This window comes from Pseudomonas sp. GL-B-12, from assembly GCF_019955895.1.
Lineage (GTDB): Bacteria > Pseudomonadota > Gammaproteobacteria > Pseudomonadales > Pseudomonadaceae > Aquipseudomonas.
This window is the reverse complement of the sequence record NZ_JAHBCX010000027.1, coordinates 22,701-36,480: the sequence shown is the minus strand read 5'-3', so window position 1 is coordinate 36,480 and position 13,780 is coordinate 22,701. Positions and strand designations below refer to the sequence as shown.

General features: G+C 59.2%; 15 protein-coding genes. 6 read left to right on the top strand and 9 right to left on the bottom strand.

Going from position 1 to position 13,780, the window contains the following annotated elements:
• Positions 1-414 precede the first annotated feature (414 nt).
• The 8 genes from KGA85_RS16110 to KGA85_RS16075 form a co-directional block, all read right to left on the bottom strand.
• Positions 415-1,092 carry a DUF4225 domain-containing protein gene (locus tag KGA85_RS16110; RefSeq protein ID WP_223533304.1) on the bottom strand — a complete coding sequence of 226 codons (678 nt, stop codon included), beginning with the start codon at positions 1,090-1,092 and terminating at the stop codon, positions 415-417.
• On the bottom strand, positions 1,079-1,579 hold the full coding sequence (locus KGA85_RS16105; protein ID WP_223533303.1) for an Hcp family type VI secretion system effector: 501 nt from the start codon (positions 1,577-1,579) through the stop codon (positions 1,079-1,081). Before KGA85_RS16105 ends, KGA85_RS16110 begins: the two co-directional genes overlap by 14 nt.
• A gap of 142 nt (positions 1,580-1,721) precedes the next feature.
• Complete coding sequence (locus tag KGA85_RS16100; protein WP_223543220.1) at positions 1,722-3,143, bottom strand: amino acid permease; 1,422 nt, start codon at positions 3,141-3,143, stop codon at positions 1,722-1,724.
• Between the two features lie 869 nt (positions 3,144-4,012).
• Positions 4,013-5,233, bottom strand: coding sequence for a 23S rRNA pseudouridine(2605) synthase RluB (rluB, locus tag KGA85_RS16095; RefSeq protein ID WP_223456425.1), 1,221 nt, complete (start codon positions 5,231-5,233; stop codon positions 4,013-4,015).
• A gap of 163 nt (positions 5,234-5,396) precedes the next feature.
• Complete coding sequence (scpB, locus tag KGA85_RS16090) at positions 5,397-6,386, bottom strand: SMC-Scp complex subunit ScpB (protein ID WP_223456424.1); 990 nt, start codon at positions 6,384-6,386, stop codon at positions 5,397-5,399.
• An 11-nt stretch (positions 6,387-6,397) separates the two neighbouring features.
• A complete protein-coding gene (locus KGA85_RS16085; RefSeq protein ID WP_172435389.1) occupies positions 6,398-7,156 on the bottom strand; it encodes a segregation and condensation protein A in 759 nt (252 codons plus the stop codon).
• A 60-nt stretch (positions 7,157-7,216) separates the two neighbouring features.
• Entirely contained in the window at positions 7,217-7,846 is a 630-nt protein-coding gene (locus tag KGA85_RS16080) for an L-threonylcarbamoyladenylate synthase (RefSeq protein WP_223456423.1), read from the bottom strand.
• 13 nt (positions 7,847-7,859) lie between these two features.
• The gene (locus tag KGA85_RS16075) at positions 7,860-8,723 is read right to left on the bottom strand and encodes a PHP domain-containing protein (protein ID WP_046037738.1); all 864 of its coding nucleotides are present in this window, start codon (positions 8,721-8,723) and stop codon (positions 7,860-7,862) included.
• Positions 8,724-8,810: 87 nt separating this feature from the next.
• On the opposite strand from KGA85_RS16075, the gene KGA85_RS16070 reads away from it, so the two are divergent.
• From KGA85_RS16070 to KGA85_RS16045, 6 genes are all read left to right on the top strand, one after another.
• Positions 8,811-9,407 (top strand): septation protein A, encoded by a 597-nt coding sequence (locus tag KGA85_RS16070; RefSeq protein ID WP_223456422.1) that lies wholly within the window; start codon positions 8,811-8,813, stop codon positions 9,405-9,407.
• A gap of 1 nt (position 9,408) precedes the next feature.
• A complete protein-coding gene (locus tag KGA85_RS16065) occupies positions 9,409-9,708 on the top strand; it encodes a YciI family protein (RefSeq protein ID WP_057715934.1) in 300 nt (99 codons plus the stop codon).
• Between the two features lie 123 nt (positions 9,709-9,831).
• A complete protein-coding gene (locus tag KGA85_RS16060; protein WP_223533300.1) occupies positions 9,832-10,245 on the top strand; it encodes a translation initiation factor 2 in 414 nt (137 codons plus the stop codon).
• Positions 10,246-10,252: 7 nt separating this feature from the next.
• Entirely contained in the window at positions 10,253-10,930 is a 678-nt protein-coding gene (locus KGA85_RS16055) for a response regulator transcription factor (RefSeq protein WP_056721476.1), read from the top strand.
• A 125-nt stretch (positions 10,931-11,055) separates the two neighbouring features.
• Complete coding sequence (locus tag KGA85_RS16050; protein ID WP_223456420.1) at positions 11,056-11,505, top strand: LTXXQ domain protein; 450 nt, start codon at positions 11,056-11,058, stop codon at positions 11,503-11,505.
• Between the two features lie 189 nt (positions 11,506-11,694).
• A complete protein-coding gene (locus KGA85_RS16045) occupies positions 11,695-13,038 on the top strand; it encodes an ATP-binding protein (protein ID WP_223456419.1) in 1,344 nt (447 codons plus the stop codon).
• 108 nt (positions 13,039-13,146) lie between these two features.
• On the opposite strand, the gene KGA85_RS16040 is transcribed toward KGA85_RS16045, so the two are convergent.
• Complete coding sequence (locus tag KGA85_RS16040) at positions 13,147-13,713, bottom strand: NAD(P)H nitroreductase (RefSeq protein WP_223456418.1); 567 nt, start codon at positions 13,711-13,713, stop codon at positions 13,147-13,149.
• Positions 13,714-13,780 lie beyond the last annotated feature (67 nt).

Below are 13,780 nucleotides of genomic sequence, written 5' to 3'. Positions count from 1 at the left end.
TTCGCAATAGCGGTCATCATGGCGAATCGCTAACATCGGGCCTCGCTGCCAGTCAAATTCATTTACAAATATTGCTCTTAGCCTAGTGAAGAAACGTTGAACTGTTTCGAATAGCCATACTAATCTAGTGGCTCACATCAGCAGGACATGATGATCAATGAACTTTGAAAACATTCGATACTATATCTCAGTGACGTTTTTAGTTTTAGGCTGCTCTGGACTACCAGCTGGAATTATTGTATTCGGAATAAGAAAAATAATTCACATAGATGAAAACCACCTAGACGCCACCTACCTGACAACATATATAATCCTCGTCATTCTTGGTTTGATAATCTATGTCCCAAGAATGCGTGGCGTAATATAAGCGAAACTCACACCCTATCACACCACTTCACTACACACATAAGAAACCTACTCTGAAAGTATCGAATCTATCGTAAAAGCATCAACCATCACTTCAAAAGACAAAGCCAATCTCCCCATTTGATGATAAGCTCGCTCGTAATTAATTGGATCACGCCTGAACAACTCCACCGAACCGGGCTTTGACACCGACCTAAACACCCCAACTACAGAAAGAAACAAGTCCGTTGAGTAGTAAACCATGTCCCCCCGTTCTTCATCCAACATATCCCTATAAAAATATCTAACAGGCCCAACCGTGCCTGGAGCATTCGGCCCGCGATAAATATTCCCCAAACCTTCGTAGATATTATTAATTCCATGCCCAACCATGAGTCCGCCCGGTATCGAACCAAACCCTGTCGAGCCTACGACAATCGCGCCCCCTGTCCTCACCTGCATCACCCCTGCCACAACCCCAACACCATTTTGTAGATAGAAACGCGCCTTCGCCGATAAGTCCTCATATTCAGCTGTTATTTCCTGCACCGCTCGCCACGCACTAATAGCCCCTTCATCAACCGCCTGAATTATTTCATCAACATAGGCAGAGACAATCGAGCCAAATCGAAGTCGCGCAAAGCCATCAGGAATATGCGACATGCCTATGCTGCAACCAACTGCAACCAGATCGGAAGCCGATCTGGTTACATCATGAATATCGCAAGAGTCCTCATTCACCTTCATTCCCCCAGGAACTATAGGCACTGGTAGCCCCTGGAACATGCGCCCAGGAAATGTCCCTATAACGAATGGACACTAGCTCTTGCGGCTCAGCGTCATTCATGCGAATCGCGTGGGGAACCTGCAAGCTGATATGAGCGATACGCGCACCTGACAGATGGATTGAATAGTATCGTTCCTGGCCGCCAACCGAAGAGGTTCGATAAAAATTGATCTTGCAATCAACTTCTTCACCCTCATGCAGCGCACTTGCCAGCAATGGTGATGACTTGTCGATACCTTTGGTTATCATGATCGGCATGTGCTTGCCACGCCCACCTGCCACGCTACCGTCATTGCCCGTGAGCATGTCGTGCGAATAAGCCAGCACCATGATTTCATCCTGGTGACCGATCTGGCATTTGTTGCCGATAGAATCAAGACCGGAGCAACCGGCAGAAATCAAACCTTGACGCTTTCCGGTAATGCTCATGTAGCTGTGACTGGCCATACGCCCCCCTCCTTTGTGTTCGGAGAGGCAGACTAAGACAAAAAGTAAAACATCGGTTGTAGGCTGTTTCTGAGTTTCCTGTATGAATCCAGAAAGAATCAACCCGGCACATGGCCGGGTTGATCGTTGAAACCAGACTCGCTTACTTCACAGCAGGGGCAGCGCTATTCAACACGCGTTGAGCACTGCGCTTGTTCTTGATGCCGTAGCAGACCCACATGAACACGAGCCACACCGGAATCGCGTACACCGATGTCTGGATCCCCGGAATCAACAGCATCACGCCAAGGATGAACAACACGAACGCCAGGCAGATGTAGTTGCCGTACGGGTACCAAAAGGCCTTGAACAGCGGCGTCTGTTTGGTCTTGTTCATGTGCTGGCGGAACTTGAAGTGCGAGTAGCTGATCATCGCCCAGTTGATCACCAGGGTGGCCACCACCAGCGACATCAGCAGTTCCAGCGCGCTGTGCGGAATCAGGTAGTTCAGCAGTACCGCGATCAGGGTCACGGCGGCCGAGGCCAGGATCGAACGCACCGGCACGCCACGCTTGTCGATCTTCGCCAGGCCCTTCGGCGCGTCGCCCTGCTCGGCCATGCCCAACAGCATGCGGCTGTTGCAGTAGGTGCCGCTGTTGTACACCGACAATGCCGCGGTCAGGACCACGAAGTTGAGGATGTGCGCGGCGGTATTGCTGCCCAGCATCGAGAACACTTGCACGAACGGGCTGCCGCTATAGGAATCACCCGAGGCGTTCAGGGTGGTCAGCAAGCTGTCCCATGGCGTCAACGACAGCAGGATGACCAGGGCGCCGATGTAGAAAATCAGGATCCGGTAGATCACCTGGTTGATGGCTTTCGGGATCACGGTTTTCGGCTTGTCGGCTTCGGCTGCGGTGAAACCGAGCATTTCCAGACCACCGAAGGAAAACATGATGAAAGCCATGGCCATCACCAGGCCGCTGACGCCGTTCGGGAAGAAGCCACCGTGGGACCACAGGTTGCTGACCGCTGCTTGCGGGCCGCCATTGCCGCTGACCAGCAGGTAGCTGCCCAGAGCAATCATGCCGACGATTGCCACGACCTTGATGATTGCGAACCAGAACTCGGCCTCGCCGAACACTTTGACGTTGGCCAGGTTGATCGCGTTGATCAGCACAAAGAAAGCAGCTGCGGAGACCCAGGTCGGGATGTCCGGCGCCCAGTAGTGGATGTATTTGCCGACCGCAGTCAGCTCGGACATGCCCACCAGAATGTACAGAATCCAGCAGTTCCAGCCCGACAGGAAGCCGGCAAAGCCGCCCCAATACTTGTGCGCGAAGTGGCTGAAGGAGCCGGCCACCGGATCTTCGACGATCATTTCGCCCAGTTGGCGCATGATCATGAAGGCAATGAAGCCGCAGATGGCGTAGCCGAGGATCATCGACGGGCCGGCGGATTTCAGTACCCCGGCCGAGCCGAGGAACAAGCCGGTACCGATCGCGCCACCGAGGGCGATCAATTGAATGTGGCGATTTTTCAGGCCGCGTTTCAGCTCGCCTGATTGCGGGTTTTGTCCACTCATGAAAAGGGTCTCACGCAAGGTTTGATGATGTTCAGTAGACGTTGCTGCTCAAGAAAGGCGTTAAGCGGCACCGATCAAACCCCAGCGCAGGCACCGGGAGTTCAGCGTATTTACAACGGTCATGCGTCACCTGTTTGTTTTTATCTGTGACGAAATCGAACCCGACACGCTCGTGACGCGACGGAGTGAACAAGGCGGATAGCCTTGAGGTTTGCGCAGATGCGCAGGAGGTCACAGGTAAAACGCGGCGCATTGTACACCCGTAACCCCCTGCTGCCAGACCCGCTGGACAAGCGTGTCTATGGCCGGGATTGCCTGTATCCGCCCCGAGAGGCTCGGGCGGCTGCAAAAATTGGGTCAGATCCTTGCGGATCATCGACGGGAAAGGCAGGTAAACCGCCCCTCGCAGAGAGATGGATATGGAATACGGCGTTCATTGCGCCTCCTTTTTGTTATGCACCTGCACGACAGGCATGGCGCGCATAACACCCTGCATGGAGTGTTGAAACAAGCGGGCTAGAGGGTTTGAATGAGGAAGGAAGGCGATGATGCGTAAGCGTTTTCTTACGGCATCCAGGAAGTGGCGAATCCACGGGGTTAATCGGTGGATTTTGTCAGGTTTTCTTTACAGGGCGTAACATCGGTTTTCCATTCGGGAGAGTGTGGTGTTGCCGCTGACGTCTTCGCGGGCAAGCCCGCTCCCACAATGGATCGCATTTCGACCAAACAACTCCGTCCCCTGTGGGAGCGGGCTTGCCCGCGAAGAGGCCCTTGAAAACACCTCATCGCTAAAGCCAGACCAAAAAAAACGCCAACCCGAAGGTTGGCGTTTTTTACTTGTCGCTTGCAGCTCGAAGCTTACAACTGCCTCACTCCGGCTTACGACGACCAAAGCCAGGACGCTGACCGGAACCTGCCGGTGCGCCACGGCGCTTGCCCGACGGCGCATCACCGTCGACCAGTTTGATCCCCGGACGCTTCGGTGCAGGCTTGGCCGGGCGCTTGGTGTCGGCCGGACGATCGGCTACCGGCGTACCACGACCTTCGCCACGCTCAGTACGGCCGTTGGCCGGACGTGGCGTGCGTGGACCGCGTTCGCCGTCCTGACGGGCAGCAGGCTTGCGGCCTGGACGCTCGCCTTCGATCTGCGGCTCGCGGCTGGCACGAGGTGCGGCAGGTGCGGCGGCTGCGCCAGTGGCCGGACGCAGGGTACGCACACGCTCGGTCTTGGCCATCGGACGCGACGATTTGCGCTGCATCCGGTCAAGCTTGTCCTTGCTCTTGGCGTTCATCTGCGGCATCGCGACCGGCGTCAGGCCGACCTCGGCACTCAGAATGTCGACTTCGTACTGGCTCATTTCGCGCCAGCGGCCCATCGGCAGGTCAGAGTTGAGGAATACCGGACCGAAACGCACGCGCTTCAGACGGCTGACCACCAGGCCCTGGGATTCCCACAGGCGACGAACTTCGCGGTTACGACCTTCCATCACCACGCAGTGGTACCAGTGGTTGAAACCTTCACCGCCTGGCGCCTGCTTGATGTCGGTGAACTTGGCCGGGCCATCTTCAAGGACAACGCCAGCCTTCAGACGCTCGATCATCTCGTCATCGACTTCGCCACGCACACGTACCGCGTATTCACGGTCCATTTCGTAGGAAGGGTGCATCAGGCGGTTGGCCAGCTCACCATCGGTGGTGAACATCAGCAGACCGGTGGTGTTGATGTCCAGGCGACCGATGTTGATCCAGCGACCCTCTTTAGGGCGCGGCATCTTGTCGAACACGGTCGGACGGCCTTCCGGGTCGACACGGGTGCAGATCTCGCCGTCGGGCTTGTTGTACATGATCACGCGGCGCACCGACTCGGCGGCTTCTTCGCGCTTGATCACCTTGCCATCAATGGTGATGGCGTCGTGCATGTCGACGCGCTGGCCAAGTGTGGCGTCTTTGCCGTTGACCTTGATGCGGCCGTGGCTGATCCAGGCTTCCACGTCACGGCGCGAGCCAACGCCGATACGGGCGAGGACTTTCTGCAGTTTTTCGCCTGCTGGGCCGATTGGCTGGTCGTCTTGCTGGTCTTTGATACTCATCTGGGCACCTCCCGGTGTGGTCTGAAAACTGGGTACTTGGGCGAAGGGATCGCCGAAGGGTCGCGAATCATACGCGCATGAGGGCGTTTGCGCATCAGAGACTAGCTGATCAAGGCAAGGTTATTTGTTTTTCCGCTGACCGGTGGTCCGCACCTTTCTGGCATCAGTCTTCGAACTCGCGGCGTTCGGCTTCGATGGCTTCGGCCAGGGCGCGGGCTTCAGCTTCTTCGTCCGACAGTTCCGGCTCGGGGTTCGGTTGTTCGAGGGCGGCTACAGCGGCCAGCAGTTTTTCCCGGGCTTCGGCAACACCGAGGATGTCGTCTTCTTGCTCCGGTTCAATGCCAGGCTCAGGCTCGCCTTCCGGTTCAGGCTCGGGCTGTGCCGCTTCGACTTCTGGCTCGATAACCGACTGTTCCGAATCAAACTCAGGCGACGCCCCATCACGCAACAAGTCGTCGAAATCGGTCTTGATCCCCTCCTCCATGCTGTCCAGCTCCAGCAACAGCGTGTGGAAACTGGTTTCTTCTTTCGGCTCTTCCGGCTCGGCGCTGGCGTCGGCCAACGCTTGCAGCCCGGCGGGTACGGGGGCGTCGTCGAAGTCGAGCACCGGATCCGGTTCCAGCTCGCGCAGTTCCGCCAGCGGCGGCAGGTCGTCGAGGTTCTTCAGGTTGAAGTGATCGAGGAACGCCTTGGTGGTGGCGAACATCGCCGGTTTGCCGGGCACGTCACGGTAACCGACGATGCGGATCCACTCGCGCTCCATCAAGGTCTTGACGATGTTGCTGTTGACCGCCACGCCCCGCACGTCTTCGATTTCGCCGCGGGTGATCGGCTGGCGATAGGCAATCAGTGCCATGGTTTCCAACATGGCCCGGGAGTAACGCTGCGGGCGCTCTTCCCACAGACGCCCGACCCACGGCGCAAATTTCTCGCGAATTTGCAGGCGATACCCCGAGGCCACTTCCTTGAGTTCAAACGCGCGGCCATCGCAAGACTTGGCGAGAATCGTCAGGGCCTTCTTGAAGACCGGCGGTTCCGGGCGCTCGCCTTCCTCGAAGAGTTCGAACAGGCTTTCCAGGGATTGCGGTTTTCCCGAGGCCAACAGAAAGGCTTCAAGCAAGGGTGCCAGATCACGGGGTTCAGTCAGGTTCATGTTTCGACTCGTTATTCGGCTCGGGCTCGCACGTGGATCGCGGCAAATGGCTCATTCTGCACCAGCTCGACCAGGGATTCCTTGACCAGCTCGAGGATCGCCATAAAGGTGACCACCACCCCCAGGCGCCCTTCTTCAGCGGTGAACAGCTCGACAAACGGCACGAAACCGCCGCCCTTGAGCCGCTCCAGCACATCGCTCATGCGTTCGCGTGTCGACAGCGCCTCGCGGCTGACCTGATGGCTTTCGAACATGTCGCCACGGCGCAACACCTCGGCCATGGACAACAGCAGCTCTGACAAGCGCACATCCGGCAACAGCTTGCGCGCCCGAGCTTCCGGGGCGTCAAGCTTGGGCACCACCACATCACGGCCAACGCGACTCAGGCCATCGATGCCTTCGGCGGCAGCCTTGAAACGCTCGTACTCCTGCAAGCGGCGGATCAGTTCGGCGCGCGGGTCTTCCTCTTCGTCTTCGACGGTTTCGGCCCGTGGCAGCAGCATCCGCGACTTGATCTCGGCCAGCATCGCGGCCATCACCAGGTACTCGGCGGCCAGCTCCAGGCGCACCGACTGCATCAACTCGACGTAGCCCATGTACTGGCGCGTGATTTCCGCCACCGGGATGTCGAGGATGTTGATGTTCTGTTTGCGGATCAGGTACAGCAGCAGGTCGAGCGGGCCTTCGAACGCCTCGAGAAAGACCTCGAGGGCATCCGGCGGGATGTACAGGTCCAGCGGCATTTCCATGACCGCCTGGCCATAGACCATGGCGAAGGGCAGCTCCTGCTGGGCTCCGGCCTGACTGTCGACGGGTTCTACTGCGGACATCTAGGCCTCGACCATGAACGGCGCAGGGTCGCCGCAACCAACGCGAATGACTTCCGGCTCGCCGTCGGCGAGGTTGATCACGGTGGACGCCTTGATCCCGCCGAAACCGCCGTCGATGATCAGATCGACCTGGTGTTCGAGCAACTGGCGCATTTCGTGCGGGTCGCTCAAAGGATCTTCATCGCCTGGCATGATCAGGGTCACGCTCATCAGCGGCTCACCCAGCTGTTCCAGCAGTGCCAGGGCAATCGGATGACTCGGCACGCGCAGGCCGATGGTGCGTTTTTTCGGGTGCAGCAACAGCCGTGGCACTTCGCGGGTGGCGTTGAGAATGAAGGTATACGGTCCCGGCAGATGGGCCTTGAGAATACGGAACGTGCCGGTGTCGATCTTGGCGAACAGGCCCAGTTGCGACAGGTCGCTGCAGATCAGCGCGAAGTTGTGCTTTTCATCCAGCTGTCGCAGGCGCCGAACGCGCTCCACGGCCACTTTGTCGCCGATCTGGCAACCTATGGCGTAGGAAGAGTCCGTGGGATAAATCACCACCCCGCCCTTGCGGATGATTTCGACTGCCTGTTTGATCAGGCGCGCTTGCGGGTTTTCCGGATGAATCTGGAAAAATTGACTCACATTCTCTACCTGTTCAGACGGCGGCAATAACTGGGTCATGTTTGAATCGACACCATAGCGGCGGCAGATCCTCCGGGAGTGGCCGGTATTCACCGATCTCCGACCAGCCTCCAGGGCCATGAAAATCACTGCCGGCGCTGACCAGCAGACCGAACTCGCGGGCCAGAATGGCCAGGCTGCCCACTTGCTCGGCAGGCTGGTAACCATTGACCACTTCGATGGCGTGGCCCCCTGCTTGAATATAGTCGGCAATCAGACGACGTCGCTTGCTGCGCGTGAATTCATAGTGCCATGGGTGTGCCAAGCTGACCCAGGCCTTGGCTGCGCGCAGGGTTTCGACGGTTTCTTCCAGGGTCGGCCAGTGTTGCTTGACGTCGCCCAGCTTGCCGGCGCCCAGCCATTTGCGGAACGCCTCGGCGCGATCCTTGACGAAACCTTCACGCACCATCCAGTCGGCGAAATGCGGGCGGGCCGGCGCGTTACCGCTGTCGCCCAGCTCCTGCTGGATCTCCCGAGCGCCATCCAGCGCCCCCGGCATGCCTTTGAGCGCCAGTTTGCGGCTGATTTCCTCGGAGCGTAGCCAGCGGCCATCATGCAATCTGGCGATGGCCTCGACCAACGGCGCGGCGTTCACGTCAAAACCGTAGCCCAGGACATGAATGGTTGCGCCGCCCCAGGTGCAGGACAATTCGACGCCATTGACCAGTTGCATCCCCAGCGCGGTGGCCGCGTGCCGGGCCTCGTCGAGGCCCTCAAGGGTGTCGTGATCGGTCAAGGCCAGGACTCGCACGCCTTTCTCGAACGCTCGCGCGACCAGAACCGCAGGCGCCAGGGCGCCATCGGAGGCCGTGCTATGGCAGTGCAAATCAACATTCACAGGGCTTTGTAACCTCAAATCAGCTGGCGCTATCGCGCGCCCATATGTTTGTTATTATGCCGCCACATCCTGCTTCTGGCTGCCACTGTGAAACAATTCATCGATTTCATCCCGCTCCTGCTGTTTTTCATCGTCTTCAAAATCGATCCACGGGTCGTCGACATCGCCGGCCATGAGGTCACTGTAGGCGGTATTTACAGCGCCACCGCGATGCTGATCGTCAGTTCCCTGGTGGTCTACGGCACACTGTTCATCAAACAGCGCAAGCTGGAGAAGAGCCAGTGGCTGACCCTGATCGCCTGCCTGGTCTTCGGCAGCCTGACCCTGGCGTTCCACAGCGAGACGTTCCTGAAGTGGAAAGCCCCGGTGGTCAACTGGCTGTTCGCCCTGGCATTCATCGGTAGCCACTTCGTCGGTGACAGCCTGCTGATCAAACGCATCATGGGCCACGCGCTGACCCTGCCGGAGCCGGTCTGGACGCGCCTGAACATCGCCTGGATCGTCTTCTTCCTGTTTTGCGGTGCCGCCAACCTGTTTGTCGCGTTCACCTTCCAGAGCTACTGGGTCGACTTCAAGGTCTTCGGCAGCTTGGGCATGACTTTGCTGTTCCTGGTCGGCCAGGGCATCTACCTGTCCCGCCATCTGCACGATGCCGACACCACAACGCCAAAAACCGAGGACTGACATGCTTTACGCAATCATTGCCACAGACGTCGCCAACTCCCTGGAAGCCCGCCTGGCCGCACGGCCTGCACACCTCGAGCGCCTGCAAGTGCTCAAGGGCGAAGGTCGCATCGTATTGGCCGGCCCACACCCGGCGATCGACAGCAATGATCCGGGCGCGGCGGGTTTCACCGGCAGCCTGATCGTTGCCGAATTTGATTCCCTGAGCGCCGCCCAGGCCTGGGCCGACGCCGATCCGTACATCGCCGCGGGCGTCTACGCCAACGTTCTGGTCAAGCCGTTCAAGCAAGTCCTTCCGTAACTTTCTTCTTTCAACTGCCCCCACGCGGTGAACCTTGTCGGTTCATCGCGTTCTCAATCGCTCATTATTCTCGTTTGCCGGCCGACAACTTGCCCAATACTCGTATTGGAATCAGGAGTCGAGATGCGCAAGGGTCCGTTGTGTCTGATGTTGGTCACGTTGTCGATCGGGGCGCCCGCCCACGGTGAAGAACAAGTCGAGGGTGGCAATTCGACGCCGCTTTCCTTGAGCGCCGGCAGCCAGATCACCGAGCTGCAACAACGCTTGAAAGAAAGCGAACGGCAACGGGAAGATCTGAACAAACAATTGCAAACTGCCGATGGCGAACGCGCAAGCCCGCTGCTGGCCCGGTTGCGCCAGGAGAACCAGCGTTTGAAGCTGCAACTCAAGGAAGCCCAGGCCAGCAGTCCGCTGCCGCGCCTGCTGACCGACCAGCAACAATGGTTCGTCATTGGCGCCGGGGTAGCGCTATTGGCTCTGCTCTGCGGTATCTTCGCCAGTGGAGCAAGTCGAAAACGTCGACAATGGCTAAATTGAGTGAGTCATGAGCGAGCTGTTACTTATTGATGATGACCAGGAGCTGTGCGAGCTCCTGAGCAGTTGGCTGAGCCAGGAAGGGTTTCAGGTACGTGCCTGTCACGACGGCCAGAGCGCACGCCGCGCGCTGGCCGAAACCGCCCCGGCGGCCGTGGTGCTGGATGTGATGTTGCCCGATGGCAGCGGCCTGGAACTGCTCAAGCAGTTGCGCAGCGATCACCCGGATTTGCCGGTACTGATGCTCTCGGCCCGGGGCGAGCCCCTGGATCGTATCCTCGGCCTGGAACTCGGCGCCGACGATTACCTGGCCAAACCCTGCGATCCACGGGAACTGACCGCCCGCCTGCGCGCAGTCCTGCGTCGTAGCCACCCGGCAGCGGTGTCCAGCCAGATCGAACTGGGCGACCTGTGTTTCAGCCCGGTGCGCGGCGTGGTCAGCATCGACGAACAGGAATTCACCCTCACCGTCTCCGAAAGCCGCCTGCTGGAAGCCTTGCTCAAGCAGCCCGGCGAGCCCCTGGACAAACAGGAACTGGCGCAGATCGCCCTCGGCCGCAAGCTGACCCTGTACGATCGCAGCCTGGACATGCACGTCAGCAACCTGCGCAAGAAGATCGGCCCACACCCCGATGGCCGACCGCGCATCGTCGCCCTGCGCAGCCGCGGTTACTACTACAGCCTGTAAGTTTTGTCAGGTCGGCGGGAAATCGTCTTTACCCAAGCTTTACCCTCCGCTGACCGCCGCTGACCTTGATCTGCGTAATCTGTACTCATCCGGAACGTACCGGGAACGAGACAAGGAGATACACCATGCGCAAGACTCTTATCGCTCTGATGTTCGCTGCTGCCCTGCCGACCGTTGCCATGGCCATGCCTGAAGGCACCGGCGCCATGGATGGGCCGATGGACGGTTCGCGCCACGGCGGTCAGATGCACGGCATGCACGGCAAAGGCCCGTACAGTGAACTGGACCTGAGCCGCGAACAGCGCGAGCAGATCCGCAAGATCATGGGCGAGCAGATGCACGAGCGTAAGCAACTGGTCGAAAAGTACCTGGAGAAACTCTCGCCAGCTGACCAGAAAGCCATGAAAGACGAGATGGCCGCCAACCACAAGAAGGCTGAAGCGGACGTGCGCGCCTTGCTGAAACCGGATCAACAGAAGAAGTTCGACGAGATCCAGAAAAAACAGGCTGAACGTCGCGCCGAGTGGGCTGAATTCAAGGCCTGGAAAGCGCAGCAACCGCAAAAAGCGCAATAATGCGCTAACTCCGGACCCAACGGTTTTTCACCGCTGGGTCTGGCACCACCCGATTTAATGTGGGAGCGGGCTTGCTCCGGGCGGCGCTCCGACGAAGGCGGAGTATCAGTCACCATTTTCTTGGCTGACAAATCGCTTTCGCGAGCAAGCCCGCTCCCACATGGATTTGTGATCGTTTGAGGATTTCCTGTGCGTTCATTGTTCTGGCGTATCCTGGCCAGCTTCTGGCTGGCCATCGCTTTGGTTGCAGGGCTTTCCATCCTGCTCGGGCACATGCTCAACCAGGACGCCTGGATTCTCAGCCGCCACCCGGGCCTCAACACACTGGCCGAACAGTGGACGCAAACCTACGAAAGTCAGGGCGAAGACGCCGCCCAGGACATTCTCCAGCAACGTAAACGCCAGTATCACATCGACGTTCAGGTGCTCAACGAAAGCGGCGACCCTGTCGTGCGCGGCACCTTCCCCAAACGAGCGGCGGCCTTTGAGGCGCGCCAGAACAACGAGGACCGGCGCCTGCCATGGCGGCGTCTGACCGATGAGTTCACCAGCGAAAAAACCGGTGACACCTTCCTGTTCATCTACCGCATTCCACACCCGGAACTGGACGCCTGGCACCGCGAGAGCCTGCTCTGGCCGCTCAGTGCGCTGGGGATCGCCCTGGTGGTGCTGACCCTGTTCAGCCTGCTGGTGACCTTTTCCATCACTCGCCCGCTCAGCCGTCTGCGCGGAGCGGTGCATGACCTGGGACAAACCACGTATCAACAGAACAGCCTGGTCAAGCTGGCCAACCGTCGTGACGAGTTCGGCGTCCTGGCCAACGATTTCAACCGCATGGGCGCGCGCCTGCAAAGCCTGATTGGCAGTCAGCGACAACTGCTGCGGGATGTGTCCCACGAACTGCGCTCGCCCCTCGCCCGCCTGCGTATCGCGCTGGCGCTGGCCGAACGGGCCACCTCGCAGGAACGGGAACAGCTGTGGCCGCGCTTGACCCGTGAGTGCGACCGACTGGAAGCGCTGATCAGCGAAATCCTGGTACTGGCGCGGGTCGACTCCGATAACGCCAGTGCCGAAGAGGTGGACCTGAACGCCTTGCTCAACACCCTGCAAAAGGATGCGCAACTCGGTTCACCCGAGCAACTGGTCCACCTCGAAGCCGAGTCGCAACTGAATCTGAAGGGCTGGCCGACCATGATCGAACGGGCCGTGGACAATTTGCTGCGCAACGCCCAGCGCTTCAATCCGGTGGGTGGCCTGCCGATCGAAATGCAGGCGCTGCGTCAGGGTGAGCGGATCGTCGTGACCGTGCGCGATCACGGGCCGGGTGTCAGTGCCGAATATTTGAACCAGCTCGGTGAGCCGTTCTATCGGGCGCCGGGGCAGACAGCGGCCGGACATGGCCTGGGGCTGGCCATCGCCCGGCGCGCGGCGGAGCGCCATGGCGGCAGCCTGGTGCTGGCCAATCACCCGGAAGGCGGGTTTATTGCCAGCCTGGAATTGCCGTTGGTGCCCGGGGCTGTAGTACAGCCCTGATCCATTGTGGGAGCGAGCTTGCTCGCGAAAGCGGTTTGGCTGTCACTACGATGTTGAATGTGCCGACGCCTTCGCGAGCAAGCCCGCTCCCACACTGGATGTGTGGTGTCAGGCTTTACCGGGCCAGGCGCTGACGAATTCGGTCAGGTCGACTTTCTCGGCCACACGCGGTTCTTTCTGCGGCGTACCCAGATACAGGAAAGCAATCACCTCCTCCCCCTCCGCCAGGCCCAACCCCTTGGCCACATGGGGCGAATAAGCCAGGTCACCGGTACGCCACACCGCGCCAATGCCCTGCGCATAGGCCGCGAGCAAAATCCCGTGGGCCGCGCAGCCCGCCGCAAGTAACTGCTCGGACTTCGGATACTTGACGTGATCCTGCACGCGAGCGATCACCACCACCACCAACGGTGCCCGCAGCGGACCATTGCGCGCCTTGTCGATGGCCGCTTCACTGACTTCGCTGTCCGAAAGCTTCGCTGCTTCGGCCAGCAACTCGCCCATTTGCTCGCGCGCCGCACCTTCCACCGTCAAGAAACGCCAAGGCTGCAAGTGACCGTGATCCGGGGCGCGCATGGCGGCGCCGAACAGCACCTCGCGCTGTTCGGCAGTGGGTGCAGGGTCAATCAGTCGTGGAACGGAAACACGGTTGAGCAAAGCGTCGAGAGCCTGCATCGGCCACCTCCTGAAAAATTTGTGCGGCTATTCTAGCGGTAACTGCCGCAGCAGTGCCGGTTTACAT

What these genes read in the sequence shown, in the direction of transcription:
- rluB (WP_223456425.1), bottom strand. Translation starts at nt 5,233, where the DNA reads ATGAGTATCAAAGACCAGCAAGACGACCAGCCAATCGGCCCAGCAGGC.
- KGA85_RS16065 (WP_057715934.1), top strand. Translation starts at nt 9,409, where the DNA reads ATGCTTTACGCAATCATTGCCACAGACGTCGCCAACTCCCTGGAAGCC.
- KGA85_RS16055 (WP_056721476.1), top strand. Translation starts at nt 10,253, where the DNA reads ATGAGCGAGCTGTTACTTATTGATGATGACCAGGAGCTGTGCGAGCTC.
- KGA85_RS16110 (WP_223533304.1), bottom strand. Translation starts at nt 1,092, where the DNA reads ATGAAGGTGAATGAGGACTCTTGCGATATTCATGATGTAACCAGATCG.
- KGA85_RS16040 (WP_223456418.1), bottom strand. Translation starts at nt 13,713, where the DNA reads ATGCAGGCTCTCGACGCTTTGCTCAACCGTGTTTCCGTTCCACGACTG.
- KGA85_RS16085 (WP_172435389.1), bottom strand. Translation starts at nt 7,156, where the DNA reads ATGGTCTATGGCCAGGCGGTCATGGAAATGCCGCTGGACCTGTACATC.
- KGA85_RS16105 (WP_223533303.1), bottom strand. Translation starts at nt 1,579, where the DNA reads ATGGCCAGTCACAGCTACATGAGCATTACCGGAAAGCGTCAAGGTTTG.
- KGA85_RS16100 (WP_223543220.1), bottom strand. Translation starts at nt 3,143, where the DNA reads ATGAGTGGACAAAACCCGCAATCAGGCGAGCTGAAACGCGGCCTGAAA.
- KGA85_RS16060 (WP_223533300.1), top strand. Translation starts at nt 9,832, where the DNA reads ATGCGCAAGGGTCCGTTGTGTCTGATGTTGGTCACGTTGTCGATCGGG.
- KGA85_RS16050 (WP_223456420.1), top strand. Translation starts at nt 11,056, where the DNA reads ATGCGCAAGACTCTTATCGCTCTGATGTTCGCTGCTGCCCTGCCGACC.
- scpB (WP_223456424.1), bottom strand. Translation starts at nt 6,386, where the DNA reads ATGAACCTGACTGAACCCCGTGATCTGGCACCCTTGCTTGAAGCCTTT.